The following is a 25,331-nucleotide window of genomic DNA, read 5'->3' as shown; positions in this document are numbered from 1 at the left end:
GGGCCTACTTCCCGATACAGAAGCGGCCGAAGATTTCGTCCAGGATATCGCCCCCGGCGTCGAGGCCGAAGATCTCGTCCAGGCGGGCCGCGGCCTCGGCCACCTCCACGGCGGTGATCTCGGGGGGGAGCCCCCGCTCCAGGGTCTCCACGGCCCGGCCCAGCGCGGCCTCGGCCTGTTCGAGCAGCGCCGCCTGGCGGGCGTTGGGGACGTAGGGGGGCGGGGCGGTGGCGCCCCCGAGGAGGCGCCCTTCCAGGCGGCGGCGGAGGTCCTCCAGCCCGAGGCCGGTCAGGGCCGAGACGCGGGGGGCGGGCAGGGCGTCCTCGGGCAGGAGGCCCGGGGGGGCTTTTCCCCGAAGCCACGCCTCCACCGGCGTCTCCTCCCCGGCGGGGAAGAGGTCCGCCTTGTTGATCACCGGGAAGACCCGCCCATCCCGCGGAAGGGCCTCCCGGACCTCCCGGTCGCCGGCCTCCGGCGGGCGGCTCCCGTCGAGGACCCAGACGACGAGGTCCGCCGCCCGGACGCGGTCCTTGGCCCTGGCGACCCCGAGGGTCTCCACCTCGTCCGCGGGGGCCCGGATCCCGGCCGTGTCCACCAGGACCACGGCGATCCCCCCCAGCGAGATCGTCTCCTCGACCCCGTCCCGGGTGGTGCCCGGCACCGGGGTGACGATGACCCGGTCCTCGCCGAGGAGGGCGTTGAAGAGGCTGGATTTCCCGGCGTTGGGCCGCCCGGCCAGGACCACCCGGGCCCCCTCGCGGTGGACCCGTCCTTCCCGCCGCGCGCGGATCAGGGCCGAGACGGGGCGGCGGACCGCCTCGTCCAGGCGGCGGCGCAGCTCCGCGGGCGGGGCGAGGTCGAGGTCCTCCTCCGGGTGGTCGATGGCCGCCTCGAGCTCGGCCCGGACCTGGACGAGGGCCGCGCGGGCCGGGCCGAGGCGCCTTTCGAGGTCGCCCCGGAGGCCGGCCGCCGCGCTCCGTCGCTGGGCCTCCGTCCGGGCGGTGGCGAGATCCAGCACCGCCTCGGCCTGGGCGAGGTCGATCCGCCCGTTGAGGAAGGCCCGCCGGGTGAATTCCCCCGGCTCGGCCGGCCGCGCGCCTTCCCGGAGGACGAGTTCCAGGACGCGGCGGAGCACCGCCGGCCCGCTGTGGCACTGGAACTCGAGGACGTCTTCCCGGGTGTAGCTCCGGGGGGCGGGCATGAGGACCGCCAGGGCCTCGTCCACCACTTCCCCCGCGGCGGGGTCCACCACCCACCCGTAGGCGAGACGGCGGCCGGCGGTCCCGGCGCCGGGCCGGGCCGGCCGGAAGAGGCGGCGGAGGAGGTCCGGGGCGAGGGGGCCGCTGACCCGGACGATGCCGATCCCGCCCGGGCCGGGCGGGGTGGCCACCGCCGCGATGGTGTCGCCGTCTCGAAGGACGCGGCCGCTCACGAATCTCCGCGGCGGTGCCGGGGCCGGCGGTCCCGCCCGGGGCCGACCACCACCTTCCGCCGGGGTTCCTCCCCGGAGCTCCAGGTGCGGACCTCCCGGTGGTCGCGGAGGGCCAGGTGGACGATGCGCCGTTCCCGTGGCGGCATGGGGGGGAGGGAGACCGGGCGGCGGAGCCGAAGGGCCTTTTCCGCCGTGCGCCGGGCCAGGGCCTCGAGGGAGCGGGCCCGTCTTTCCCGGTAGCCGCCGGCGTCCAGCCGGATGCGGGCCGACGTCTCCGCGCCGCGCCCGGCCAGGCGGTTGAGCAGGTACTCCAGGGCGTCGAGGGTCTGGCCCCCCCGCCCGATGAGCAGGCCGACGTCCGGGCCGGAGATCTCCACCCGGAGGTCGCTGCCGTCGGGTGTCACCGCCACCTCGGCCTCGAAGCCGCCGCGGCCGAGGATCTCCCGGCAGAGCCCGGCGACCCGGCCGCCGAGGTCCCCGGGCGCCTCTGCCGCCCCCGCCGCGGTCTCTGCGGGTGTCCCGGCGGGATGGAGGGCCGCCTCCGCCGCGACCCGTGCCAGGATGCGGGCCTTGCGCCCCCCGATCCCGAAGAGGCCGGTGGAGCCCCGGGTCAGGACCTCGACCTCGAGGGCCTCCGGGGCCACGCCGAGGCTCCGGGCCGCCGCCGCCACGGCCTGGTCCACGGTGTCGGCCTCGAATTCCGCGGGGGGCTCCCGGCCCTCGCCGCTTCGGGGTTCGAGTCGATCGGTCATCTTTCCCTTCCCGGTGCGCCTAGTCCGGGAGGCGGTTGATGGCCGCCTGCTGGACGATGGAGAGCACGTTGTTCACCAGCCAGTACAGCACCAGCCCGGACGGTAAGCTGAGGAACGTGAAGGTGAAGACCACGGGGAGGAAGAGCATCAGCTTCGCCTGGGTCGGGTCCAGGGAGGAGGGGCTCATCTTCTGCTGGGCCCACATGGAGACCCCCATGAGGATGGTGAGGACGGGGATCCCCCCCAGGAAGGGGATCTCGACGCCGGGGATCATCAGGCGGTCCGGGGCGGAAAGGTCGTTGATCCACAGGGCGAAGGGGGCGTGGCGCATCTCGATGGACAGGAGCAGCACCTTGTAGAGGGCGAAGAAGACGGGGATCTGGAGCAGCATGGGGAGGCAGCCGCCCACGGGGTTCACCTTGTAGGTCTTGTAGAGCTGCATGAGCTCCCGGTTCATCCGCTCCCGGTCGTCGGCGTACTTCTCCTTGATCTTGGCCAGCTTGGGCTGCAGCTTCTGCATGGTCTTCATGGACTTCATGCCCTTGTGCGCCAGGGGCCAGAAGAGCAGCTTGATGAGCACGGTGAGCAGGATGATGGCCACGCCGTAGTTGTGCAGGAACCGGTGGAAGAACTTGAGGACCCAGAGGAGGGGACGGGCGATGGGGTCGAACCAGCCGAAGTTGACGGCCTTTTCGAGGTGGTGGCCGGCGGCGGCCAGGATGTCGATCTCCTTGGGCCCGAGATAGAGCTGGAACCGGGCGGGCGGGGCGGAGAAGTCGGGGGCGATGCGGCTTTCGATCCGGTCTTCCCCGAGGCGGCGGAGGTGCAGCCGGCTGGAAGGGGCCCCCTCGGGGATGACGGCGGAGAGGAAGTAGACGTCGCCGTGGCCGAGCCATTCCAGGGGCCCGGCGTAGTCGTGGGTCTCGCCCGCTTTCTTGAGCCTGATCTCCTGGAGCCCGTCCGGGGTGTAGTAGGAGATGCCGGCGAAGGTGTAGCGGTTTTTCTGGCCCGCGGGGCTTGCGAAGTCCACCTCCGTCGGCATTGGGACGGGGTGCCCGGCCGCGTCCCGGACCTCCACCGTCATGTCCACCAGGTAGGAGCCCCGGTGGAAGGTGTAGGTCCGGGTCACCCGGCCGCCGCCGGCCAGGGGGGCGGTGAAGCGGAGGGCCGCCGCCTCGGCGGTGCCCAGCTCCACCGAGGTCCGGTCGGCGGTGAAGGTCACACCGGAGAGGTCGAGGAGGCCGCCCTGGCCGAGCCGGAGCCCGAGGGGCGCGGCGGCGGCGGGCACCCGGACCAGTTCCAGGGGCGGGGAGTCCGGGGCTACGCTCTCCCGGTAGCGCAGGAGGCGGCAGCTCGTCAGGCGTCCGCCCAGCTCCGTGAAGGCGAGTTCGTAGAGGTCTGTCTTCACGGTCACGGTCCGGGCCGGCCTCCGGGGCGCGGCCGGCGCCGGTGCGGGGGCGAGCGCCGCCGGTGCCGGGGTCGCCGCCGGTGCCGGGGTCGCCGCCGGTGCGGGCGGCGTCTTCCCGGCGGCCGGTGCTTCGGCCGGGCCTTGCGCCGGGACCCGGGGCTGGGGCGGCGGGGCGAAGAAGTACTGGAAGAGCATCAGGACCAGTACGGAGAGCACGATGGCGAGCAGGGTGCGTTGTTCCATGGAGAATCTCTGCCTCAGGCCGAGCCGCGGGCGGCCGGTGTGTCTTCGGGGCGGGTGGCGCCGGGCCCCGGGGGCACCGGGTCGTATCCGCCGGGGTGGAAGGGGTGGCACCGCAGGAGCCGGCGCACCGCGAGCCAGAGCCCGCGCCGGGCGCCGTGGAGCCGGACGGCCTCCCGGGCGTAGCGGCTGCAGGTGGGGTGGAAGCGGCACGCCCCGGGAAGCACCGGGGAGAGGAAAAGCTGGTAGGCGCGCAGGGCGCCGTCCAGGATGCGGGCTGGTGCAGAGGGGGTCATCGGGTTTCGTTCCTCCTGGCCGCCGGCCGCCGATCCCGCGCCAGGGCCCTGGCGATGGCCGCCTCCAGTTCCCGGGTGGACATCTCCAGGAGGCGGGCGCCGGGGATGAAGACCACGTCGTGGCCCGGCGGGAAGAGGGCCTTGTTCCGGCGGAAGATCTCCCGGCAGACCCGCTTGGCCCGATTTCGCTTCACCGCGCCGCCCAGCCTCCGGCTGGCGCTCAGCCCGATGCGCGAAAAGGGGAGACCGTTGGGGGCGAGGACCAGGGTGAGCCCGGGCAGCCGGATCCTGCGCCCGGAGCGGTAGGCGGCCTCGAAGTCCGCCCGGCGCCGCATGCGTTCCCGCTTGCGGAGCCGGGCCCCGGGCGCGGCGTCCATGGCGCGGCGGCCGTCCGCCGGCGGGCGGCGGGCCGGTGTCAGCCGGCCAGCCGCTTCCGGCCCTTGGCCCTCCGGCGGGCGAGGACCTTCCGCCCCGCCTTGGTGCTCATCCGCTGGCGGAAACCGTGGGTACGTTTCCTCTTGGTCAGACTCGGCTGAAAGGTTCTCTTCATGGCGCGTCTGGTTCCTCGGCGTTGTCGTCGTCTTGGGCCCCGGCGCCGCCGGCGCCGGGGGCGCGGTTTCCAGGAATCCCACCTTTTACTCCGGGCACGGGCCGGCTGTCAACCTGGGCCCGTGGCGGCCTCGGGATGCATCGGGCCGAGTTGCCTGGAAATTCAGGCCCGGGGCGGGCATGGCCCTCCGTGGCGGACTCCCCCCGCCCCCCCGGGGCGCCCGAAGGGGCCGTCTGCCCCAAGTCGGCGACGCGCCGATGATGGCGTCGCAAAAAAATGCGCGGGCTGCGGCGGTGCTTTGGATGCGCCCGTCATTGCGGGTACCGTAGGGTGCGCCTCTTTCCTCGACATCCTCGCGCCTTGCCTGCGGCGATTTTTGCCGAGCCATCCCCCCGGTTTGCGAAGCCATCCAAATCAGGGCCTTTTGTGACGTCACACCCGGTGCAGGTGGCGCCCGTGGCGGCGGCCCCGGCGGGAAGGGTCAGGGGGCGGCGGCGAGGCGCCGGAGCCGCTCCAGCTCGGCCGGCGTGTTGGCGTTTCCGAGAACGGCCTGGAGACGGGTGGGGTCTGCGGGGAATTCTTCCGGGCGGACGCGCCGGTGGGGGACCATCTCCACGAGTTCCCGGAGGGATCGCCGGCCGGCCGCGAGCCGGCCTCCCACCAGGGGCAGGAGGGAGCGGTGGTAGACGGCGTGGAGGGGTTCCGGGCCTCGCTCCAGCCAGGGGATCACCACGGGGGCCCAGGTGGGCAGGCCGGTGAGCCAGCGGATGATGCCCGGGTCGATGAGCGGCATGTCGCAGGCCGCCAGGAAGACGCGGGGGTGGCGGGCGGCGGCGAGGGCGGCCTGGAGCCCGGCCAGGGGCCCGGCGCCGGGGTGGCGGTCCGGGACGCACCGGAGGCCGAGGTCCCGGAAGGCCTCGGGGCGGTTGGTGACCAGGACGACCTCGGGACAGGCGGCCTTCAGGGCCGCCGCCACGGCGTCGATGACGCGGCCGCTCCCCCACGGGGCCAGGGCCTTGTCGCTGCCGAAGCGCCGGCTCCGCCCCCCGGCGAGGAGTGCCCCGGTACAGGGCGGGGGGGCGGAGAGGGCGCGGGGTGGCGTCACGGGTGGCACGTGCCGGGGGAGGTCCCCTGGCTCTGTAGTAAATGATGTGTCATTCAGCGGGGTGCGGGCGCCGTCACCGGCCGGCGCCGCCGGTCCGCGCGCCGGGCATGTTCCACGATAGCCCCTGTGGGCGGGGGCTGGCAAGCGCCGGGCCGCAAGTCCGTTCCCGGGGGCGATCTTCAGACTTTCCTCTTGACATTTCGAGGGGCCGCGAATATAAATCCACTCTACGGGAATGAGTGGAGATTCAGTAGGCGATGCCCCTCGTTTGGGGCGGTCGCCGTCGCCGCGGCACCGCGAGGCCGCGGGAAAGCGATCGGCCTGTCCCCGCGCGTTCCCGCGGCAAGGGGTACGCCGCCGGGGGCGCCGCCCGGGGAGGGCGGATTGCGGCCCTCGAAAATTCAATCCAGTACCGGAAAGGAGAACCAGGATCATGGCACTTGTGAACCCGCATGGCTCGAAGAAACAGCTCATGCCCCTCCTGCTCAAGGGCGCGGAGCGCGAGGACGAGATCAAGCGCGCGGAGAAGATGCCCCGGGTGGAGATCACCTCCAAGGAGTCGGGCGACATCCTCATGCTGGGCATGGGGGCCTTCACGCCCCTCAACGGCTTCATGGTGAAGGACGACTACGAGGGCTGCATCGAGGAGATGAAGCTCCGCAAGGTCGACCCCGGCGTCATGTGGCCGCTGCCCGTCACCCTGGCCATCGACGAGGACACCCGCAAGAGCATCAAGGAAGGCCAGGAGGTCGCCCTCTACGACAAGGAGACCGGCGAGCTCATGGCCACCATGAAGGTGGAGGAGATCTGGGAGCCCGACAAGCGCAAGGAGTGCGAGCTCTGCTTCAAGGGCGCCGGCGCCGACAGCGAGCGCTTCTGGGACGTGGCCCTGGAGGATCATCCGGGGGTCCAGCAGGTCATGAACGCCCCGAAGTATTATGCCGGCGGCCCCATCAAGGCCCTCTCCGAGAAGGACTTCGCCCAGAAGTACGGCGAGGCCTACATGCACCCCTCCGTGGCGCGGAAGATCTTCGAGGAGCGCGGCTGGAGCACCGTGGCCGCCTTCCAGACCCGGAACCCCATCCACCGCTCCCACGAGTATCTGTGCAAGATCGCGCAGGAGGTCCTGGACGGCGTCTTCATCCACGCCCTGGTGGGTAAGCTCAAGCCCGGCGACATCCCCGGCGAGAAGCGGATGGAGTGCTACAAGGTCCTCATCGACAACTACTTCAACAAGGAGCGCACGGTGCTCGGGGTCTATCCCCTCGAGATGCGCTACGGCGGCCCGAAGGAGGCCTTGCTCCACGGCATCTTCCGCCAGAACTTCGGCTGCTCCCACCTCATCATCGGCCGTGACCACGCCGGCGTGGGCGACTTCTACGGCCTCTTCGAGGCTCAGGAGATCTACGACCGCCTGTGGCCGGGCGCCCTGGAGCTCCAGCCCTTGAAGATCGACTGGACCTTCTGGTGCTACAAGTGCGGCGGCATGGCCTCGCTCAAGACTTGCCCCCACGGCAAGGAAGACCGCTGCGTGGTGAGCGGCACCAAGTTCCGCCGCCTCATGAGCGAGGGCGGCGAGGTGCCCGCCGAATTCAGCCGCCCGGAGGTGCTGGAGATCCTGCGCGACTACTACGCCAACCTCACCGAGAAGGTGAAGATCAAGAAGGGGGCCTTCGAGGACATCCCGGCCGGCAAGTAGCACCCGACGTCGGGCGGCCGGCGCCATGCCGGCCGCCCGAAGGCCGTCCCCTCGGCTCCCTGGAAAGCATCCGGTTTCTGCGGCGGGGAAGGAGGTGGGACGGCAGGGCAACGATATTTAGGAAGAAGTAGAGGGCAACAAGAGCAGGGGAAACCCAACAACCCAAGCGACGTGAGGAGGTAACCAATGCCAAGCTTTGTCAACCCGGAAAAATGTGACGGTTGCAAAGGCGGGGAGAAGACAGCCTGCATGTACATCTGCCCCAACGACCTCATGGTGCTCAACCCCGACGCCATGAGGGCCTACAACCAGGAGCCGGACCAGTGCTGGGAGTGCTACTCCTGCGTGAAGATCTGCCCGCAGGGCGCCATCGAGGTCCGGCACTACGCCGACATCGCGCCCATGGGCGGCTACGTCCAGCCCATGCGGGGCACCGATTCCATCATGTGGACCGTGAAGTTCCGTAACGGCAACATGAAGCGGTTCAAGTTCCCCATCCGGACCACCCCCGAGGGCTCCATCAAGCCCTACGCCGGCAAGCCCTCTCCGGATGCGAGCGCCCTGGACAGCGAGCTGCTCTTCACCGAGGGTGACGGCGGCCGGGCCACCTGCAAGCCGTCCGACTTTGCGTAAACCGGGACACCGCGCCTGACTACGAGACAAGGAGGAATTCGAGATATGGCACTGCCCAACAAACCGAACTGGGAACTCCTGGCCGAGCCGGATCTGTCCAAGGTCCCCGTCGAGGAGCACGAGTACGACGCCATCATCGTGGGCGGCGGCATGGCCGCCTGCGGCGCCGCCTGGGAGATCGGCAAGTGGATGCCCGCCGGCTCCAAGGTGGCCCTCATCGACAAGGCCGCCCTCGAGCGCTCCGGCGCCGTGGCCCAGGGTCTTTCCGCCATCAACACCTACATCGGAGAGAACACCCCCGCCGACTACGTCCGCATGGTCCGCAACGACCTCATGGGCGTTGTCCGCGAGGACCTCATCTTCGACCTCGGCCGCCACGTGGACGACTCCGTGCACCACTTCGAGGAGTGGGGGCTGCCCATCTGGAAGCAGAAGGGCGACGAGGGCAAGAAGCTCACCGAGGGCGGCAAGCCCGTCCGCACCGGTAAGTGGCAGATCATGATCAACGGCGAGTCCTACAAGTGCATCGTCGCCGAGGCCGCCAAGGCCGCCCTCGAGGAGATGGGCTACGACCTCTTCGAGCGGGTCTTCATCGTGAAGCTGCTGCTCGACGCCAACAAGCCCAACACCATCGCCGGCGCGGTGGGCTTCAGCGTCCGCGAGAACAAGGTCCACGTCTTCAAGGCCAAGGCCATGATCGTCGCCTGCGGCGGCGCCGTGAACATCTTCCGGCCGCGGGCCACCGACGAGGGCAAGGGCCGGGCCTGGTACCCGGTCTGGAACGCCGGCTCCACCTACACCATGTGCATGCAGGTGGGCGCCGAGATGACCATGATGGAGAACCGCTTCACCCCGAGCCGGTTCAAGGACGGCTACGGGCCGGTGGGCGCCTGGTTCCTCCTCTTCAAGGCTACGGTGACCAACGGGCTCGGCGAGCACTACGTCAAGAGCGACAAGGCCAAGGCCGAGCTCGACAAGTACGCCCCCTACGGCCACGCCGCCGTGACCCCGACCTGTCTCCGCAACCACCTCATGCTCTTCGAGATGAAGGAAGGCCGCGGGCCCATCTACATGGACACCGCCGCCGCGCTCAACGCCTTCCTCGAGGAGAAGAAGGCCTCCGGCATGGACGAGAAGGCCCTCAAGCGCTACTGGAAGGAGCTCGAGAGCGAGGCCTGGGAGGACTTCCTTGACATGTCCGTGGGGCAGGCCGGTCTCTGGGCGGCCATGAACATCGAGCCCGAGAAGGTCGGCTCCGAGATCATGCCCACCGAGCCCTACATGCTCGGCTCCCACTCCGGCTGCTGCGGCATCTGGGTGAGCGGTCCCAATGAGGACTGGGTGCCCGACGACTACAAGTGGGGCTACAACCGGATGACCACGGTGAACGGGCTCTTCACCGCCGGTGACGGCGTCGGGGCCTCCGGGCACAAGTTCTCCTCCGGATCCCACGCCGAGGGCCGCATCGCCGCCAAGGCCATGGCCCGCTATATCCGTGACCACAAGGACTTCACCCCGACCCTCAAGGATTCCGCCGACGAGCTCAAGGCCGAGATCTACAAGCCGGTGGTCCACTACTACGCAAACTACCAGAAGACCACCGCCGAGATGGTCAACCCCAACTACATCAAGCCCCGCCACATGATGGAGCGGCTGATGAAGTACACCGACGAGTACGGCGGCGGCTGGTCCCCGTACTACATGACCAACGGCAAGCTGCTCGAGATCGCCATGCGGCATCTCCAGTGGCTGCGGGAAGACTCCGAGAAGATGGCCGCCGGCGGGCTCCACGAGCTGCTCCGGGCCTGGGAGAACCTCCACCGGATCTGGTGCGTGGAGGATCACCTCCGCCACATCCAGTTCCGCGAGGAGAGCCGCTACCCCGGCTTCTACTACCGCGGCGACCACAACACGGTCAGCGACGTGGACATGGACGAGGGTGGCTGGAAGTGCTTCGTGAACTCGAAGTACGATCCCAACACCGGCGAGTGGTCCACCTTCAAGAAGAAGCTGCACAAGATCATCCCGGACTAATCGCCGGGTAGATGGAGAGGTCGATCGGAAAGGCGACCCCTTTGTCGAAAAAATAAGATGTCCAGGCGCCGGATTCCCGGCGCCTGGACATTTTTGCAAATCCTGACGGGGACCGGCGCCTCCTCGGTGTTCGGCGGGCCTCCTGCCGGCGGCAGGCGGGCCGCGGACCACCGGCGGGCCGGCCGGCCCCCCGGAACACGGAACGTCGAACGTCATCTCGACGGAGGAAAAGGAGCGGCAGATGAGTGGAAGCGTACTGGTGATAGGTGGCGGGTTCAGCGGGCTCACGGCCGCGGTTGAGGCCGCCGAAATGGGACACGACGTCTACATCGTGGAGGGGCAGAGTTACCTCGGCGGGCGGGTCGCCCAGCTGAACAAGTACTTCCCCAAGCTGTGCCCCCCCACCTGTGGGCTCGAGATCAACTTCAAGCGGGTGAAGACCAGCCCGCGCATCACCTTCTACACCCTGGCCGAGGTGGAATCGGTCTCCGGGGGGCCCGGCAACTACGAGGTCCGGGTCCGGGTCAACCCCCGCTACACCACCCCGCAGTGCACGAGCTGCGAGGCGGGGGCCGCCGCGGCCACCACCGAGGTGCCCAACGAGTTCAACTTCGGCATGGACACCCGCAAGCCCATCTACATGCCGCACCCCATGGCCTTCCCCGCCCAGTGCGTGGTGGACCCGGCGGTGGCGGGCACCGAGGAGGGCGAGGCCATCAAGGCCGCCATGCCGGCCGGCCACGTGGACCTCGGCCAGCAGCCCGAGACGGTCACCCTGAACGTGGGGGCCATCGTCGTGGCCACCGGGTGGGCGCCCTACGACGCGGGCAAGATCGACAACCTCGGCTTCGGCCGCTGCACCAACGTGGTCACCAACATGATGGTGGAGCGGATGGCCTCTCCGGCGGGACCCACGGGCGGGAAGATCCTCCGCCCCTCCGACCAGGCGGAGCCCAAGTCGGTGGCCTTCGTCCAGTGCGCGGGCTCCCGGGACGAGAATCACCTCCCCTACTGTTCCTACATCTGTTGCATGGCCACCTTGAAGCAGGCCCTGTACCTCCGGGAGCAGTCCCCGGACACCGAGATCTACGTCTTCTACATCGATATCCGCGCCCCCGGCCGCAAGTACGAGAACTTCTACAAGCGGGTGAAGGAGGACGAGAAGATCCACTTCGTCAAGGGCAAGGTCGCGGAGGTCTCCGAGGACCCGGCCACCAAGGCGGTGAAGGTGGTGGCCGAAGACGCCGTCGGCGGCGGGAAGATCGAGCAGGAAGTGGACCTCGCCGTCCTGGCCACGGGCATGCAGCCCACGGGGGCCCTCAAGGCGATACCCGGGATCGAGTACGACCAGGACGGATTCGTGGTGCCCAAGGAGGGCATCATTCCCTGCGGATGCGCACTTCGGCCCATTGATGTCGTGAGCTCCGCGCAGAGCGCCACCGCTGCGGCCCTCAAGGCCGTTCAGACGTTGAGGAGGGCAGGCTGATGTCGAAGAAGATCGGACTCTACATATACACCGGCGACGGGATCGCCGACGCCGTGGACGTGGACAAGCTGGTGGAACTCGCCACCGGGGACCTCGGAGTCGCCGTGGCCAAGGCCCACCCCGACCTCTACGGGCCCGAGGGCGTGGCCATGGTCAAGCAGGACGTCGAGGGCGAGGGGGTCAACGCCGTGATCCTCGCGGGGGTTTCGCCCCGGATCGAGTTCAAGGAGTTCGACCTGCCCGGGGTGGCCCTCTGGCAGGTGGGGCTGCGCGAACTGGTGGCCTGGAGCCACAAGATCCCGGCCGACGCCGAAAACGCCGACGCCCTGAAGGAGCACGTCCAGGAACTGGCCGAGGACTACATTCGGATGGCCGTCAAGCGCATGGAGAAGGCCGAGATGCCCGAGCCCTACAAGCCGGAGACCCTGAGCGACCGGGTGCTGGTGATCGGCGGCGGTGTCACCGGTCTCACGGCGGCGCTCGAGGCCTCGGCGGCGGGCTACCCTGTCACCATCGTGGAGCGGGAGGGCCAGCTGGGCGGCTACGCGGCCAAGCTCCGCAAGCAGTTCCCCATGGGGCCGGATTATTCCGGCCTGGTGGACCCCGTGGTGGGGGATCTCATCGCCAGGGTGGAGGCCGACGACCGCATCGAGGTGAAGCTTTCGACCGAGGTCGCCCGCATCGCCAACGTCCCCGGCGACTACCGGGTGAGCTTCAAGGCGGCCGGCACCAAGAGCGAGTGGGACGCCCCGGTTCCCCTCACCGACGAGGAGAAGCTCGACGAGAACGGGAACGAGCTCTCCGCCGAGGACCAGAAGAAGGTCTACGATGCCAAGAACGAGGGGCGCAAGGACTACATGGAGGTGGATCCCAACGCCGAGCGCTTCGGCGCCGTGGTGGTGGCCTCCGGCTGGAAGCCCTACGTCCCCGGAGAGGGCGAGTACGCCCACCTCGCCTGGGGCAACGCCAAGGTGGTGACCAACCACCAGTTCGAGGAGATGGCCAAGGCCGGGCAGGTTCCCAAGTCCGTGGCCTTCATCCAGAGCCCGGGCGGTGCCGACGACGACGCCGACTTCCCCTACGCCTCCCACGTCACCAGCATGGTGGCCCTCAAGCAGGCCAAGTACGTCCGGGAGGATCACCCCGAGGACGGCAAGGCCTACGTCTTCTACCAGCACATGCGGACCCCGGGGAAGTACGAGTACTTCTATAAGGGGATCCAGGACGACCCGGGGATCTTCCTCACCAAGGGGGCGGTCACCCAGGTGGAGGACAACGGCTCCGGCCTCACCGTGAAGGTGGAAAAGACGCTGCTCGGCGAGGACATCGCCGTGGACGTGGACATGGTGGTGCTCTCCACGGGCATGGTGCCCACCACCCGTGACGAGGCGGTGGTGAACCTGGCCTACCGCCAGGGCCCGGCCTTCCGCGACCTCGACCTCTTCGGCGGCTACTGCGATTCGAACTTCATCTGCTTCCCCTACGAGACCCGCCGGACGGGCATCTACGCCGCGGGGGGGGTCCACCGTTCCATGACCATCGAGGAGGCCATGGAGGACGCGGCGGGGGCGGCGCTCAAGAGCGTCCAGTGCGTCAAGGCGGCGGAGGAGGGCCACGCGGTCCATCCCCGGACCTGGGACTTCGACTACCCCGACTTCTACTTCCAGCGCTGCACCCAGTGCAAGCGTTGCACCGAGGAGTGCCCCTTCGGCGCCCTGGACGACGACGAGAAGGGGACGCCGAAGCCCAATCCCACCCGGTGCCGCCGGTGCGGGACCTGCATGGGGGCCTGCCCGGAGCGCATCATCGGCTTCAAGGACTACAACATCGACCTCGTGGGCTCCATGATCAAGTCCATCGAGGTGCCGGACGACGACGAGGAGAAGCTGCGGTTCGTGGTCTTCGCCTGCGAGAACGACGCCTACCCGGCCATCGACATGGCGGCCCAGCGGGGGCACTCCTGGTCGCCGCTGGCCCGGGTCATCCCGGTCCGGTGCCTGGGCTCCGTGAACGTGTCCTGGATCAAGGACGCCATGTCCAGCGGCATGGACGGGGTCTTGCTGCTCGGCTGCAAGTTCGGCGACGATTACCAGTGTCACTTCGCCAAGGGCAGCGAGCTGGCCAACCGCCGGATGGAGAACGTGGCGGAGACCCTCAATTCCCTCGGAATGGAACCCGAGCGGGTGAAGTTGGCCCAGGTGGCCATCGACGAATACGACAAGGTGCCCGAGATCATCAACGAGTTCGTGGAAGAAGTGGTCGAGATGGGGCCGAACCCGTTCAAAGGCTGGTAGGAGGAACCGCAAATGGGAGAATACAAGAAAATCGAGCCGGACCTTTCCTTCGTCAAGGGGGTCATGGCCGCCGGCGGGGACACGGTCAACCGCTGTTACCAGTGCGCGACCTGTTCCGTGGTCTGCCCGCTCTCCACGGAGGAGAGCCCCTTCCCGCGCAAGGAGATGCTCTGGGCGCAGTGGGGGCTCGGGGACCGCATCGCCGGCGACCCGGACGTGTGGCTCTGCCACCAGTGCGCGGACTGCACGGCCTACTGCCCCCGCGGCGCCCGGCCGGGCGACGTCCTGGGCGCCATGCGTTCCAAGGCCATCCGGCACTATTCCACGCCGAAGTTCCTGGCCGATCTCCTCGGTAACCCCGGCGGAGTGGTGGCCGCGGTGGTGGCCGCCATGGTGGTGGTGCTGGTGGTGGCCGGGCTCTGGTCCCAGCACACCGGGCATGCCTTCCCCTTCCCCTTGAACGAGGAGGGGAAGGTGGAGTATTCGCAGTTCCTGAGCGTGCTGCCCATCGATGCCATGTTCCTCCCGCTGGTCTTCTTCGTCCTGGTGGTGAGCGCGAGGGGCGTTCTGAACTTCTGGTCGGATCTCAACGTGGGGGCCGGCATCCCCACCACCTACACCGGGACCTATCCCCGGCCGGGTTTCGGGGCGCTCATCGGCAGGTACCTCTGGCCCTCCATCGTGGAGATCTTCCGCCACGAGCGGTTCAAGAAGTGCGGGGTTACGGTGGACCGGGCCCGGGGCCATCTCTGGCTCCTGTGGTCCTTCCTGTTCCTCTTCATCGTGACCAACTACGACTTTGTCATGGAGGACTTCTTCCACGCGGCCCTGGGCTGGATCGGGCCGGTGACGCCGCTTCCGGTGCTTCACCCCGTGAAGCTCCTGGCCAACCTGGGGGCGGTGATGCTCATCGGCGGGGCCTGGATGGTGCTCCAGATGCGGAGCCGGCTGACCCGCGAAGGCGACCTCAAGAGCGCCAGCCAGGATTGGATCCTCATCTGGCTGATCCTCATGGTGGGGCTCACCGGCCTCGGCTCCGAGGTCCTTCGCTGGATGAACCTCGCGCCGGTGGCGTACCCGGTCTACGTCCTTCACCTCGGGTGCGTGGCGGTGCTCTTCCTCTCCTTGCCCTACACCAAGTTCGGGCATCTCCTCTACCGGACCACGGCCTACGTCCACCAGCGGTGGGCGGCCGACGTGAAGGGCGACTGAGCCGCAGCTGCCGGCACGGCACCGAAACGAACCACGGGGCGGCACTGGGCGACCGGTGCCGCCCCTTCTTGATGGCGTCGCAAAGAGCCGTGGGCTGCTGCGTTTCTTGCCGGCCGCCGCGGCGGCCGCCGGCGGGGTTGCCCCGGGCGCGGGTCCCGCGCCGGGAGCGGGCAGAAAGGGGTTGCTTTTTGGCCGGGCCAAGCTATTATATTCGGTCCAGCCGGGCTGGCGTAGCTCAACTGGTAGAGCAGCTGATTTGTAATCAGCAGGTTGCGGGTTCGAGTCCCATCGCCAGCTCCACGCGGGCACGACAAGAACGGAGAGGTTCCCGAGCGGCCAAAGGGGACAGACTGTAAATCTGTTGGCGACGCCTTCGGAGGTTCGAATCCTCCCCTCTCCACCACGAAAATGGACGGCAATGCGGCCGGAATCCTGGCAAGGCCAGGAGATGGCGGCATATGCATTTTTTGAGCGGGAATAGCTCAATTGGCCAGAGCATCAGCCTTCCAAGCTGAGGGTTGCGGGTTCGAGTCCCGTTTCCCGCTCCACCACGCCGCCGGCTCCCGGGGCGGGGGCGCGGGGCGTGGACGGCGAAGGTAACGAAGGGGCGCCCACGTAGCTCAGTCGGTAGAGCACTTCCTTGGTAAGGAAGAGGTCACCGGTTCAATCCCGGTCGTGGGCTCCATGTCATGGCAGGAACGGGTGAAGATCCACCCTGGACGCCCCGGCGGGCGGTGCGCCCGGCGCCGAGGGCCCAACACCATCGGAAAGGCGGGGTCAGACCATGAGCAAGAAGAAGTTCGAGCGTACGAAGCCGCACGTGAACGTGGGGACGATTGGTCACATTGACCATGGGAAGACGACGTTGACGTCGGCGATCACGGCGGTGCTGTCGAAGAAGGGGTGGGCGGATCACACGCCGTTTGAGGAGATTGACAAGGCGCCGGAGGAGCGGGAGCGCGGTATCACGATTGCGACGGCGCACGTGGAGTACGAGACGGAGAAGCGGCACTACGCGCACGTGGATTGTCCGGGTCACGCGGACTACATCAAGAACATGATCACGGGTGCGGCGCAGATGGACGGTGCGATTTTGGTGGTGGGCGCCGACGACGGTCCGATGCCGCAGACGCGGGAGCACATCTTGTTGGCGCGGCAGGTGGGAGTTCCTGCGATTGTGGTGTTTTTGAACAAGTGTGACATGGTGGACGATCCGGAGCTGATCGAGCTGGTGGAGTTGGAGCTTCGGGAGCTGTTGAGCAAGTATGAGTTTCCGGGCGACGACGTTCCGATCATCAAGGGGAGCGCGTTGGAGGCGCTGAACAATCCGGAGGACGAGGAGAAGACGAAGTGCATCTGGGAGTTGATGGATGCGCTGGACAATTTTATCCCGGAGCCCGAGCGTGACGTGGACAAGCCGTTTTTGATGCCCATTGAGGACGTTTTCAGCATCAGCGGTCGGGGGACGGTGGTGACGGGTCGAGTGGAGCGGGGTGTGATCCACGTGGGGGACGAGGTGGAGATAGTGGGTCTTCGTCCGACGCAGAAGACGACGTGCACGGGTCTCGAGATGTTTCGGAAGCTTTTGGACGAGGGTCGTGCGGGTGACAACATAGGTGTATTGCTTCGGGGTACGAAGCGTGACGAGGTGGAGCGTGGTCAGGTGGTGGCGAAGCCTGGGTCGATCACGCCGCACACGCGGTTCAAGGCGGAGGTTTACATTTTGAGCAAGGAGGAGGGTGGTCGTCACACGCCGTTTTTTGCGGGGTATCGTCCGCAGTTTTATTTTCGGACGACGGACGTGACGGGTGTGGTGACGCTTCCGGAGGGTGTGGAGATGGTGATGCCGGGGGACAACGTGGCGATGGAGGTTCAGCTGATTCAGCCGATCGCCATGGAGGAGGGTCTCCGATTTGCGATCCGCGAGGGCGGCCGCACGGTGGGCGCCGGCGTCGTCAGCGCCATCCTCGAGTAACAAGGAGGCAGGGACATGCGCGAGATCGTGAGCCTGGCGTGCACCGAGTGTAAGCGCCGGAACTACATGACCACGAAGAACCGGCGGACCACGCCGGACAAGCTGGAGCTCAAGAAGTACTGCCCCTTCGACCGGCGGCACACCCTGCACCGGGAGTCCAAGGGGAAGTAGCGGGGCGGACGAAGCAAAGGCGCAGGCCAGTAGCTCTAATGGTAGAGCACCGGACTCCAAATCCGGGTGTTGGGGGTTCGAGTCCCTCCTGGCCTGCCATCCTGCAGACCGGGACACCGTGACGGTGTCACCCGGAGGACGCCATGGGAACGAGGAAGAAGGGCGGAAAGGGCAAGCAGGGACGCGCCCGCAAGGGCCGGGCGGCCGTTTCGGACCGCCGGGGGGCGGCGCCCGCCGCGCCGGCCAAGGCCAAGACCGCGTCTCCCGCCAGGCCGGGTGTCGGCTGGGTGCAGGCCACTCTCACCTTTCTCCGGGAGGTCCGGGCGGAGTTCGAGAAGGTGACCTTCGCCACCCGGAAGGAGACGCTCGCCCTCACGGCGGCGGTCCTGGCCATCACCTTCTTCTTCACCGCCTACCTCGGGTTGACGGACCTGGTGCTCTCGTGGCTCATCACGAAGATACTCTACTGAGGCGGCCGCGGAATGCCTCCCGCCGCCGCGTGCCCGCCGGGGGCGTGGCGGCCCGTTCCGCGGGCTGGGGGTCCTAAGCAACCATGGCGCACAAGTGGTACATCGTCCATACCTACTCGGGGTTCGAGAACAAGGTCAAGGCGGCCCTCGAGGAGCGGATCAAGCAGCACGGCCTGGAGCAGCACTTCTCCCGGGTGGTGGTTCCCACCGAGAAGGTGGTGGAGATCGTCAAGGGGGAGCGGCGCACCTCGTCGCGGAAGGTCTTCCCGGGCTACATCCTGGTCAAGATGGAACTCAACAACGAGACGTGGCACCTGGTGCAGGACACGCCCAAGGTCACGGGGTTCATCGGGAGCCAGGAGAACCCGGTCTCCCTCCCGGACGAGGAGGCCGAGCGCATCATCCAGCAGATGGAGGAGCGGGCCCTCAAGCCCGTGCCCAAGTATGATTTCCAGAAGGGCGACCAGGTGACGGTGACGGAGGGCCCCTTCGCCAACTTTCACGGCGAGGTGGACGAGGTCAAGCCCGAGAAGGGGAAGGTCCGCGTCATGGTTTCCATCTTCGGCCGGGCCACGCCGGTGGAGCTGGAATTCGCCCACGTCCAGAAGGTGAGCTGACAACGGGCGGGACGTCGGGCGGCCGGCCGCCGGTGCGTCCCGCGCGCAAAGGAGAAAGAGATGGCCAAGAAGATCGCTGGATACATCAAGCTGCAGATCCCGGCGGGCCAGGCCAACCCGTCCCCCCCCGTGGGGCCCGCCCTGGGCCAGCACGGGGTGAACATCATGGAGTTCTGCAAGGCCTTCAACGCCAAGACCCAGGACCAGGCCGGCATGATCATCCCGGTCCTGATCACGGTCTACGCGGACCGGTCCTTCAGCTTCGTCCTGAAGACCCCGCCCGCCGCCATCCTTCTCAAGAAGGCCGCCAAGGTGGAGAAGGGCTCCGGCGTGCCCAATCGCGACAAGGTGGGCAAGGTGACCCGGGCCCAGGTGGAGGAGATCGCCCGGACCAAGATGCCGGACCTCACCGCCGCCGACATGGAGGCGGCCGTGAGGACCGTGGCCGGGACGGCCCGGAGCATGGGCATCGAGATCGTGGACTGAGAGGAGCTGTCGCCATGGCACGGCACGGAAAGAGGTATCGCAGCCTGAAGGAGAAGGTGGAGGCCGGGCGCCGCTACGGCCTCGACGAGGCCGTGGAGCTGGTCCTCGCCACCAAGAGCGCCAAGTTCGACGAGAGCGTGGATGCCGCCGTGGTCCTCGGGGTGGACCCGCGCAAGGCCGACCAGAACGTCCGCGGGGCGGTGGTCCTGCCCCATGGGACGGGCCGGCAGCAGCGGGTCCTGGTCTTCGCCAAGGGCGACAAGGCCCGGGAGGCCGAGGAGGCCGGCGCCGACTACGTGGGCGCCGAGGACCTGGTGGAGAAGATCCAGGGCGGCTGGCTCGACTTCGAGAAGGTGGTGGCCACTCCCGACATGATGGGCGTGGTGGGCCGGCTCGGGAAGATCCTCGGTCCCCGGGGCCTCATGCCCAACGCCAAGACCGGGACGGTGACCATGGACGTGGCCAAGGCCGTCCAGGACATCAAGGCCGGGAAGGTGGACTACCGGGTGGACAAGGCCGGGGTGGTGCACGCCCCGGTGGGGCGGGCCTCCTTCGACAAGGAGCGGATCCGGGCCAACCTCGTGGCCCTCATCGACGCCCTCCAGCGGGCGAAACCGTCCACCAGCAAGGGAACCTACATCAAGAGCGTCACCCTCTCCACCACCATGGGGCCGGGTGTGAAGGTCGATCCCACGGAGGTACGGAACCTCGCGGCCTGAGAAACGGGCCGGGGTGACCCGGCCGGCCCGGAAAGCGGCGGCGCCGCAACGGCCGCGGCGTCCCGGTCCTTTCGCCGGTGCGGCGTGGCCCATGCCCCGGCGTCCCCGCGCCGGGGGCCGGGTGATCGGCGGCCGTTTCTCCTTGGAGACGTCGTTCCGGGTGGACGAGCCCATCTTGAAGAAGGCGTATGACCCCCGGCCCGGAAGGGACGGGGCGGACATAGGGCGGGCGTGGGCCCGCCGGACATGTCAAAGACAGTAGGTACACCGGCGGTGTTTAATGAGGCCCGGGAGGGCCGACCTACCGAGACATGGTGTGACCTCTGCCTTTGGCGGTATCAACTGCCTATGGCGGAAGGGGGGAGATAGACTTGCCTGTATCCAGAGCGGAAAAGGAAAAGATCGTCGAGGAGTTGCACGAGCGTTTCTCGCGGGCGGCCGTCGTGGTGGCCACCCGGTTCACCGGCTTGAACGTGGCGGCCCTGACGGAGCTCAGGAAGAAGATCCGGGAGGCGGGCGCCGAGTACCGGGTGGTGAAGAACACCCTGCTCCGGCGGGCCGTCGAGGGGACGCCCGTGGCCGGGATGAGCGAGGAGTTCACCGGTCCCAACGCCGTGGCCATCGGCTACGACGACCCGGTGGCGGTGGCGAAGGTCCTGGCCGACTTCGCCAAGGACCACCCGGAACTCGAGGTGAAGGGCGGGATGCTCGCCGGCGCCCGCATCGACGCCGCCGGCGTCCAGGCCCTGGCGAAGCTGCCGAGCCGGGAGGTCCTCCTGGCCCAGCTGCTCTCCGTCATGGTGGCCGTTCCCACCGGCCTCGTCCAGGTGCTGGCCGCCGTGCCGCGGAAGCTGCTCTACGCGCTTCGGGCCCTGGAGGAACAGAAGAAGGCCGCCTGAGGCCCGTGCGGCCCGCGGCGCCACGATACGTTGAAACCTTTGCGCCCGGAGGGGTGCCCTAGAGATCAGGAGGACAGGAAACCATGGCCATCACCAAGGAAGACGTCATCGAATTCATTGCCAATATGTCGGTCCTCGAGCTCTCCGAGCTCGTCAAGGAGATGGAGGAGAAGTTCGGGGTGAGCGCCGCCGCGCCCGTGGCGGTGGCCGCCGCCGCTCCCGGCGCGGCGGCCGGCGGCGCCGAGCCCGCCGAGGAGAAGACGGAGTTCGACGCCATCCTGACCGAGGCGGGCGGGCAGAAGATCCAGGTCATCAAGGAGGTCCGCGCCCTGACCGGCCTCGGCCTGAAAGAGGCCAAGGAACTCGTCGAGAGTGCTCCCAAGCCCATCAAGGAAGGGGTCTCCAAGGAGGAGGCCGAGAAGATCAAGGAGCAGATCGAGAAGGTCGGCGGCAAGGTTGAGATCAAGTAAGACTCGGATCACCGGGTTTGAAGAACGGTTTTCGCCCTGCAGCCGTGGGTGGAAAGCGGGCGGGGGAGTTTGCCCTGGGGCGCTCCTCCGCCCGGCCTTTTCTCCCTCGGGGCGGCCGTAATCCCGGCATCGTCTCCCGGCCGGCGCCGGCCGGGGGCGGGCCCACATGCCGGCGGCCCCGCCAGCCCGGGGCCGCCTCCCACTGCAGCGTGTCCCGGCGGGACACCGAGGTGAACACTCGATGACGACAAAGACGCAGCGGATCAGGAAGAACTTCGGCCGGGTCAAGGGGACCGTCGGCGTCCCGAATCTGATCGATCTCCAGCGGGTCTCCTACGCCCAGTTCCTGCAGCGCGACGTGGCTCCCGAGGCCCGCGAAGACATCGGGATGCAGGCGGCCTTCAAGAGCGTGTTCCCCATCACCGACTTCACCGGGGCCTCTTCCCTGGAGTTCGTGGAGTACTCCATCGGGGAGCCCAAGTACACCGTGGAGGAATGCCTCTCCCGGGGCGCCACCTACGAGGCCCCGGTCAAGATCGTGGTCCGCCTGCTTTCCTACGACGTGGACAAGGAAAGCGGCGTCCAGAGCATCCGGGACATCAAGGAGCAGGAGATCTACTTCGGCACCGTGCCCCTCATGACCCGGACCGGCACCTTCATCATCAACGGCACCGAGCGGGTGGTGGTGAGCCAGCTCCAGCGCTCCCCCGGCGTCTTCTTCGCCCACGACAAGGGCAAGGTCCACGCCAGCGGCAAGCTCCTCTATTCGGCCCGCATCATCCCGGTCCGCGGTTCCTGGGTGGATCTCGAATTCGACCCCAAGGACATCCTCTACGTCCGGATCGACCGGCGCCGGAAGTTCCCGGTCACCACGCTGCTCAAGGCCCTGGGCTACGACGCCGAGGCCATCCTCCGCGAGTTCTACCACTGGGACGTCTTCCACCTGGACGGGAAGCTCCTCTACCGGAAGGTCCAGCCCGAGACCCTGCTCGGCCAGCGGACCTCCGTCGAGATCGCCCATCCCCGGACGGGCGACATCCTGCTGCGCAAGCATCGGAAGTTCACCAAGACCCTGCTGCGCCGGCTCGCCGAGGAGGGCATCGAGCGGGTGCCCGTGGTGGAGGAGGACGTCCTGGGCCGCATCGTGGCCCGCGACATCGTGGACACCGCCACCGGCGAGGTCCTCGTGGCGGCCAACACGGCGCTCACCCAGGAGGACCTGGAACTCCTCCGGGAGAAGGGCATCCGGGAGTTCGAGACCCTCTTCATCGACGGCGTCCGGGTCAGCGCCTCCATGCGGGAGACCCTCCTCCTGGACCGGGCGCAGAGCCAGGAGGAGGCCGTTCTCGAGATCTACCGGCGGCTCCGGCCGAGCAGCCCCATGACCCTCGAGGTGGCGGAGAAGTTCTTCCACTCCCTCTTCTTCAACCCCGACACCTACGACCTCTCCGAGGTGGGGCGCTACAAGATGAACGAGCGGCTGGGCCTCGACACCCCGCTCACCCAGCGGACGCTCCGGCCCGAGGACATCCTGGCGACCGTCAAGGAGTTGGTCCGGCTCAAGGACCAGCAGGGGCCCGTGGACGACATCGACCACCTCGGCAACCGCCGGGTCCGCTCGGTGGGGGAGCTCATCGAGAACCAGTACCGGATCGGCCTCGTGCGCATGGAGCGGGCCATCAAGGAGCGCATGACCCTCCAGGAGATCGAGACCCTGATGCCCAACGACCTGGTGAACCCGAAGCCGGTCAGCTCCGTGCTCAAGGAATTCTTCGGGGCCAGCCAGCTCTCCCAATTCATGGACCAGACGAACCCCATCTCGGAGGTCACCCACAAGCGGCGCTTGTCGGCCCTGGGGCCGGGCGGCCTTTCCCGCGAGCGGGCCGGCTTCGAGGTGCGGGACGTGCACCCCACCCACTACGGCCGCATCTGCCCCATCGAGACCCCGGAAGGGCCCAACATCGGGCTCATCGTCTCGCTGAGCACCTATGGCCGCATCAACCGCTACGGCTTCATCGAGACCCCATATCTCAAGGTGGTCGACCGGAAGGTCACCGGGGAGGTGGTCTACCTCACCGCCAGCGAGGAAGAGGGCCAGACCATCGCCCAGGCCACCACCGAGGTGGACAAGAAGGGGCGCATCGTGGCCGACCGGGTGGGGGCCCGCCGCCGTGGCGAGTTCGTCATCGTGCCCGCCGAGGAGATCACCTACATCGACGTCGCCCCCAACCAGATGGTGAGCGTCTCCGCCTCGCTCATCCCCTTCCTCGAGAACGACGACGCCAACCGCGCCCTCATGGGGTCCAACATGCAGCGGCAGGCGGTGCCGCTCCTGGTGAGCGAGGCCCCCCTGGTGGGCACCGGGATGGAGACCCACGTGGCCCGGGACTCCGGGGTGACGGTCATCGCCCGGCGCGACGGCTGGGTGGAGGACGTGGACGCCCGGCGCCTCGTGGTGGCCTACGACGAGGACGAGAAGCAGGGCCTCCCCGTGGAGGTGGACATCCACAAGCTGACCAAGTACCAGAAGTCCAACCAGACCACCACCCTCAACCAGCGGCCCCTGGTGAAGCCCGGCCAGCGGGTCCGGGCGGGCCAGGTCCTGGTGGACGGGCCGAGCACCGACCGGGGCGAGCTGGCCCTCGGCCGGAACGTGGTGGTGGCCTTCATGCCCTGGCGGGGCTACAACTTCGAGGACGCCATCGTGGTCAGCGAGCGGATCGCCCGCGACGACGTCTTCACCTCGGTCCACATCGAGGAGTTCGAGGTGGAGGCGCGGGACACCAAGCTCGGCAAGGAGGAGATCACCCGGGACATCCCCAACGTGGGGGAGGACGCCCTCAAGAACCTCGACGACAGCGGCATCGTCCGCATCGGGGCCGAGGTGAAGGCCGGCGACATCCTGGTGGGCAAGGTCACCCCGAAGGGTGAGACCCAGCTCTCCCCGGAGGAGAAGCTCCTCAGGGCCATCTTCGGCGAGAAGGCCGGCGACGTCCGGGACACCTCCCTCCGCGTCCCCCCGGGGATCGAGGGCGTGGTGGTGGACGCCAAGGTCTTCTCCCGCAAGGGGGTGGAGAAGGACACCCGCTCCAAGGCCATCGAGGACCTCGAGATCGCCCAGATCCTCAAGGACCAGGAGGACGAGATCACCGTCATCCGCCGCACCACCCTCAAGAAGCTCGAGTCCGTCCTGGTGGGGAAGAAGGCGGCGGTGGCCATCAAGGGGGCCAAGGGCCAGGTCCTCCTCGACAAGGGCACCAAGATCACCCGGGAGTTGCTCGAGAAGATCCCCGTCTACCGCCTCCGCGATCTCACCCTGGAAGGCAAGAAGAAGATCGAGCCCGCCGTCGGCGAGGCCCTGGCCTGGTACGAGGCCGAGGTGGCGCGCATCAAGAACTACTTCGAGGGCAAGATCGAGCGCCTCAAGAAGGGGGACGAGCTGCCGCCGGGGGTCATCAAGATGGTCAAGGTCTACGTGGCCATGAAGCGCAAGCTCTCGGTGGGCGACAAGATGGCCGGCCGCCACGGCAACAAGGGCGTCGTCTCGTGCATCGTGCCCATGGAGGACATGCCCTACTTCGCCGACGGAACCCCGGTGGACATCGTCTTGAACCCCCTGGGCGTGCCGTCCCGGATGAACGTGGGCCAGATCCTCGAGGTGCACCTCGGATGGGCCGCCAAGAACCTCGGCGCCCAGCTGGCCCAGCTGGCCCGGGAGCGCCGGGTGGCCGAGATCCGGGAAAAACTCTCCCGCATCTATTCCAAGGAGGAGGTCGAGGCCCTCATCGGGGGCAAGGACGACGATGGCGTCTGCGAGACGGCCCTGGAGCTGGAGGCCGGCATCCCGGTGGCCACCCCGGTCTTCGACGGGGCCCGGGAGGACGCCATCCGGCATCTCCTGGTGGAGGCGGGCCAGTCCGAGCTCGGCGAGGTCACCCTCTACGACGGCCAGACCGGGGAGCCCTTCGCCGAGCCCGTGACCGTGGGCGTCATGTACATGCTGAAGCTCCACCACCTGGTGGACGACAAGATCCACGCCCGGTCCACCGGGCCCTATTCCCTGGTGACCCAGCAGCCCCTGGGGGGCAAGGCCCAGTTCGGCGGCCAGCGGCTGGGCGAGATGGAGGTCTGGGCCATGGAGGCCTACGGGGCCGCCTACTCGCTGCAGGAGTTCCTCACCGTGAAGTCCGACGACGTGGTGGGCCGTTCCCGGATGTACGAGAAGATCGTCAAGGGGAACAACTTCCTCGAGGCCGGGCTGCCCGAGTCCTTCAACGTGCTGGTCAAGGAACTCCAGGGCCTGTGCCTGGACATCGAGCTGCTCGAGTAGGGCGGGGCCCGGGCCCGGCACCGCGCTCCTTTCCGTCAACCACGACAGGGGTG

At 68.2% G+C, this 25,331-nt stretch carries 22 protein-coding genes and 5 tRNA genes; 20 read left to right on the top strand and 7 right to left on the bottom strand.

The genetic code is table 11. The annotated features are described in order from the left end of the window. Positions 1-4: 4 nt before the first annotated feature. From mnmE to mobA, 7 genes are all read right to left on the bottom strand, one after another. Positions 5-1,432 carry a tRNA uridine-5-carboxymethylaminomethyl(34) synthesis GTPase MnmE gene (mnmE, locus tag HCU62_RS05650; protein ID WP_169755487.1) on the bottom strand — a complete coding sequence of 476 codons (1,428 nt, stop codon included), beginning with the start codon at positions 1,430-1,432 and terminating at the stop codon, positions 5-7. Further along, positions 1,429-2,184, bottom strand: a complete 756-nt coding sequence (gene jag, locus HCU62_RS05645; RefSeq protein WP_163299492.1) for an RNA-binding cell elongation regulator Jag/EloR — start codon at positions 2,182-2,184, stop codon at positions 1,429-1,431. Before jag ends, mnmE begins: the two co-directional genes overlap by 4 nt. A 19-nt stretch (positions 2,185-2,203) precedes the next feature. Beyond that, positions 2,204-3,835, bottom strand: a complete 1,632-nt coding sequence (gene yidC / locus HCU62_RS05640; protein WP_169755486.1) for a membrane protein insertase YidC — start codon at positions 3,833-3,835, stop codon at positions 2,204-2,206. Positions 3,836-3,849: 14 nt separating this feature from the next. Continuing rightward, positions 3,850-4,128: a membrane protein insertion efficiency factor YidD gene (yidD, locus tag HCU62_RS05635; protein WP_163299496.1), complete on the bottom strand. Its 279-nt coding sequence runs from the start codon at positions 4,126-4,128 to the stop codon at positions 3,850-3,852. Continuing rightward, a complete protein-coding gene (gene rnpA, locus HCU62_RS05630) occupies positions 4,125-4,505 on the bottom strand; it encodes a ribonuclease P protein component (RefSeq protein ID WP_163299498.1) in 381 nt (126 codons plus the stop codon). Before rnpA ends, yidD begins: the two co-directional genes overlap by 4 nt. Before the next feature lie 38 nt (positions 4,506-4,543). Then, entirely contained in the window at positions 4,544-4,678 is a 135-nt protein-coding gene (gene rpmH / locus HCU62_RS05625; RefSeq protein WP_163299500.1) for a 50S ribosomal protein L34, read from the bottom strand. 481 nt (positions 4,679-5,159) lie between these two features. Further along, positions 5,160-5,783, bottom strand: a complete 624-nt coding sequence (mobA, locus tag HCU62_RS12830) for an NTP transferase domain-containing protein (RefSeq protein WP_169755485.1) — start codon at positions 5,781-5,783, stop codon at positions 5,160-5,162. Between the two features lie 433 nt (positions 5,784-6,216). Between mobA and sat the strand changes: the two genes are divergently transcribed. The 20 genes from sat (at position 6,217) to rpoB (ending at position 25,278) form a co-directional block, all read left to right on the top strand. Then, entirely contained in the window at positions 6,217-7,482 is a 1,266-nt protein-coding gene (sat, locus tag HCU62_RS05615; RefSeq protein WP_169755484.1) for a sulfate adenylyltransferase, read from the top strand. A 186-nt stretch (positions 7,483-7,668) separates the two neighbouring features. After that, positions 7,669-8,115 carry an adenylyl-sulfate reductase subunit beta gene (gene aprB, locus HCU62_RS05610; protein WP_163299020.1) on the top strand — a complete coding sequence of 149 codons (447 nt, stop codon included), beginning with the start codon at positions 7,669-7,671 and terminating at the stop codon, positions 8,113-8,115. A 45-nt stretch (positions 8,116-8,160) separates the two neighbouring features. After that, positions 8,161-10,149 (top strand): adenylyl-sulfate reductase subunit alpha, encoded by a 1,989-nt coding sequence (gene aprA, locus HCU62_RS05605; protein ID WP_163299019.1) that lies wholly within the window; start codon positions 8,161-8,163, stop codon positions 10,147-10,149. Between the two features lie 241 nt (positions 10,150-10,390). Then, positions 10,391-11,635 (top strand): CoB--CoM heterodisulfide reductase iron-sulfur subunit A family protein, encoded by a 1,245-nt coding sequence (locus HCU62_RS05600; protein WP_163299018.1) that lies wholly within the window; start codon positions 10,391-10,393, stop codon positions 11,633-11,635. Beyond that, positions 11,635-13,929 carry an FAD-dependent oxidoreductase gene (locus HCU62_RS05595; RefSeq protein ID WP_163299017.1) on the top strand — a complete coding sequence of 765 codons (2,295 nt, stop codon included), beginning with the start codon at positions 11,635-11,637 and terminating at the stop codon, positions 13,927-13,929. The genes HCU62_RS05600 and HCU62_RS05595 overlap by 1 nt, the downstream gene beginning before the upstream one ends. 12 nt (positions 13,930-13,941) lie before the next feature. Continuing rightward, positions 13,942-15,141 carry a quinone-interacting membrane-bound oxidoreductase complex subunit QmoC gene (gene qmoC / locus HCU62_RS05590; protein WP_163299016.1) on the top strand — a complete coding sequence of 400 codons (1,200 nt, stop codon included), beginning with the start codon at positions 13,942-13,944 and terminating at the stop codon, positions 15,139-15,141. 224 nt (positions 15,142-15,365) lie between these two features. Beyond that, positions 15,366-15,441 (top strand) — tRNA-Thr (locus HCU62_RS05585). An 18-nt stretch (positions 15,442-15,459) separates the two neighbouring features. Next, positions 15,460-15,544 (top strand) — tRNA-Tyr (locus HCU62_RS05580). Positions 15,545-15,612: 68 nt separating this feature from the next. Further along, positions 15,613-15,689: transfer RNA gene (locus HCU62_RS05575), tRNA-Gly, on the top strand. Positions 15,690-15,750: 61 nt separating this feature from the next. Beyond that, positions 15,751-15,826, top strand: a tRNA-Thr gene (locus HCU62_RS05570). A gap of 99 nt (positions 15,827-15,925) precedes the next feature. Beyond that, on the top strand, positions 15,926-17,116 hold the full coding sequence (gene tuf / locus HCU62_RS05565; RefSeq protein ID WP_169755471.1) for an elongation factor Tu: 1,191 nt from the start codon (positions 15,926-15,928) through the stop codon (positions 17,114-17,116). 15 nt (positions 17,117-17,131) lie between these two features. Then, positions 17,132-17,287, top strand: a complete 156-nt coding sequence (gene rpmG / locus HCU62_RS05560) for a 50S ribosomal protein L33 (RefSeq protein ID WP_163298477.1) — start codon at positions 17,132-17,134, stop codon at positions 17,285-17,287. Positions 17,288-17,310: 23 nt separating this feature from the next. Next, positions 17,311-17,386, top strand: a tRNA-Trp gene (locus HCU62_RS05555). Between the two features lie 44 nt (positions 17,387-17,430). Further along, complete coding sequence (gene secE, locus HCU62_RS05550) at positions 17,431-17,757, top strand: preprotein translocase subunit SecE (protein WP_163298476.1); 327 nt, start codon at positions 17,431-17,433, stop codon at positions 17,755-17,757. Positions 17,758-17,840: 83 nt separating this feature from the next. Further along, on the top strand, positions 17,841-18,374 hold the full coding sequence (nusG, locus tag HCU62_RS05545; RefSeq protein WP_163298475.1) for a transcription termination/antitermination protein NusG: 534 nt from the start codon (positions 17,841-17,843) through the stop codon (positions 18,372-18,374). 60 nt (positions 18,375-18,434) lie between these two features. Beyond that, entirely contained in the window at positions 18,435-18,860 is a 426-nt protein-coding gene (gene rplK / locus HCU62_RS05540) for a 50S ribosomal protein L11 (RefSeq protein WP_163298474.1), read from the top strand. 14 nt (positions 18,861-18,874) lie between these two features. Then, positions 18,875-19,579 carry a 50S ribosomal protein L1 gene (rplA, locus tag HCU62_RS05535; protein ID WP_163298473.1) on the top strand — a complete coding sequence of 235 codons (705 nt, stop codon included), beginning with the start codon at positions 18,875-18,877 and terminating at the stop codon, positions 19,577-19,579. A 371-nt stretch (positions 19,580-19,950) separates the two neighbouring features. Continuing rightward, positions 19,951-20,478 (top strand): 50S ribosomal protein L10, encoded by a 528-nt coding sequence (rplJ, locus tag HCU62_RS05530; protein WP_163298472.1) that lies wholly within the window; start codon positions 19,951-19,953, stop codon positions 20,476-20,478. An 83-nt stretch (positions 20,479-20,561) separates the two neighbouring features. Further along, positions 20,562-20,948 carry a 50S ribosomal protein L7/L12 gene (gene rplL, locus HCU62_RS05525; RefSeq protein WP_163298471.1) on the top strand — a complete coding sequence of 129 codons (387 nt, stop codon included), beginning with the start codon at positions 20,562-20,564 and terminating at the stop codon, positions 20,946-20,948. Positions 20,949-21,189: 241 nt separating this feature from the next. Continuing rightward, the gene (gene rpoB, locus HCU62_RS05520) at positions 21,190-25,278 is read left to right on the top strand and encodes a DNA-directed RNA polymerase subunit beta (protein WP_163298470.1); all 4,089 of its coding nucleotides are present in this window, start codon (positions 21,190-21,192) and stop codon (positions 25,276-25,278) included. Positions 25,279-25,331 lie beyond the last annotated feature (53 nt).

This window comes from Dissulfurirhabdus thermomarina (assembly GCF_012979235.1).
Taxonomy (GTDB): domain Bacteria; phylum Desulfobacterota; class Dissulfuribacteria; order Dissulfuribacterales; family Dissulfurirhabdaceae; genus Dissulfurirhabdus; species Dissulfurirhabdus thermomarina.
The sequence above is the reverse complement of the archived record's forward strand: the minus strand, read 5'-3'. Positions and strand labels throughout refer to the sequence as shown.

What these genes read in the sequence shown, in the direction of transcription:
- jag (WP_163299492.1), bottom strand. Translation starts at nt 2,184, where the DNA reads ATGACCGATCGACTCGAACCCCGAAGCGGCGAGGGCCGGGAGCCCCCC.
- yidC (WP_169755486.1), bottom strand. Translation starts at nt 3,835, where the DNA reads ATGGAACAACGCACCCTGCTCGCCATCGTGCTCTCCGTACTGGTCCTG.
- yidD (WP_163299496.1), bottom strand. Translation starts at nt 4,128, where the DNA reads ATGACCCCCTCTGCACCAGCCCGCATCCTGGACGGCGCCCTGCGCGCC.
- rnpA (WP_163299498.1), bottom strand. Translation starts at nt 4,505, where the DNA reads ATGGACGCCGCGCCCGGGGCCCGGCTCCGCAAGCGGGAACGCATGCGG.
- rpmH (WP_163299500.1), bottom strand. Translation starts at nt 4,678, where the DNA reads ATGAAGAGAACCTTTCAGCCGAGTCTGACCAAGAGGAAACGTACCCAC.
- sat (WP_169755484.1), top strand. Translation starts at nt 6,217, where the DNA reads ATGGCACTTGTGAACCCGCATGGCTCGAAGAAACAGCTCATGCCCCTC.
- aprB (WP_163299020.1), top strand. Translation starts at nt 7,669, where the DNA reads ATGCCAAGCTTTGTCAACCCGGAAAAATGTGACGGTTGCAAAGGCGGG.
- aprA (WP_163299019.1), top strand. Translation starts at nt 8,161, where the DNA reads ATGGCACTGCCCAACAAACCGAACTGGGAACTCCTGGCCGAGCCGGAT.
- HCU62_RS05600 (WP_163299018.1), top strand. Translation starts at nt 10,391, where the DNA reads ATGAGTGGAAGCGTACTGGTGATAGGTGGCGGGTTCAGCGGGCTCACG.
- HCU62_RS05595 (WP_163299017.1), top strand. Translation starts at nt 11,635, where the DNA reads ATGTCGAAGAAGATCGGACTCTACATATACACCGGCGACGGGATCGCC.
- qmoC (WP_163299016.1), top strand. Translation starts at nt 13,942, where the DNA reads ATGGGAGAATACAAGAAAATCGAGCCGGACCTTTCCTTCGTCAAGGGG.
- tuf (WP_169755471.1), top strand. Translation starts at nt 15,926, where the DNA reads ATGAGCAAGAAGAAGTTCGAGCGTACGAAGCCGCACGTGAACGTGGGG.
- rpmG (WP_163298477.1), top strand. Translation starts at nt 17,132, where the DNA reads ATGCGCGAGATCGTGAGCCTGGCGTGCACCGAGTGTAAGCGCCGGAAC.
- secE (WP_163298476.1), top strand. Translation starts at nt 17,431, where the DNA reads ATGGGAACGAGGAAGAAGGGCGGAAAGGGCAAGCAGGGACGCGCCCGC.
- nusG (WP_163298475.1), top strand. Translation starts at nt 17,841, where the DNA reads ATGGCGCACAAGTGGTACATCGTCCATACCTACTCGGGGTTCGAGAAC.
- rplK (WP_163298474.1), top strand. Translation starts at nt 18,435, where the DNA reads ATGGCCAAGAAGATCGCTGGATACATCAAGCTGCAGATCCCGGCGGGC.
- rplA (WP_163298473.1), top strand. Translation starts at nt 18,875, where the DNA reads ATGGCACGGCACGGAAAGAGGTATCGCAGCCTGAAGGAGAAGGTGGAG.
- rplL (WP_163298471.1), top strand. Translation starts at nt 20,562, where the DNA reads ATGGCCATCACCAAGGAAGACGTCATCGAATTCATTGCCAATATGTCG.
- rpoB (WP_163298470.1), top strand. Translation starts at nt 21,190, where the DNA reads ATGACGACAAAGACGCAGCGGATCAGGAAGAACTTCGGCCGGGTCAAG.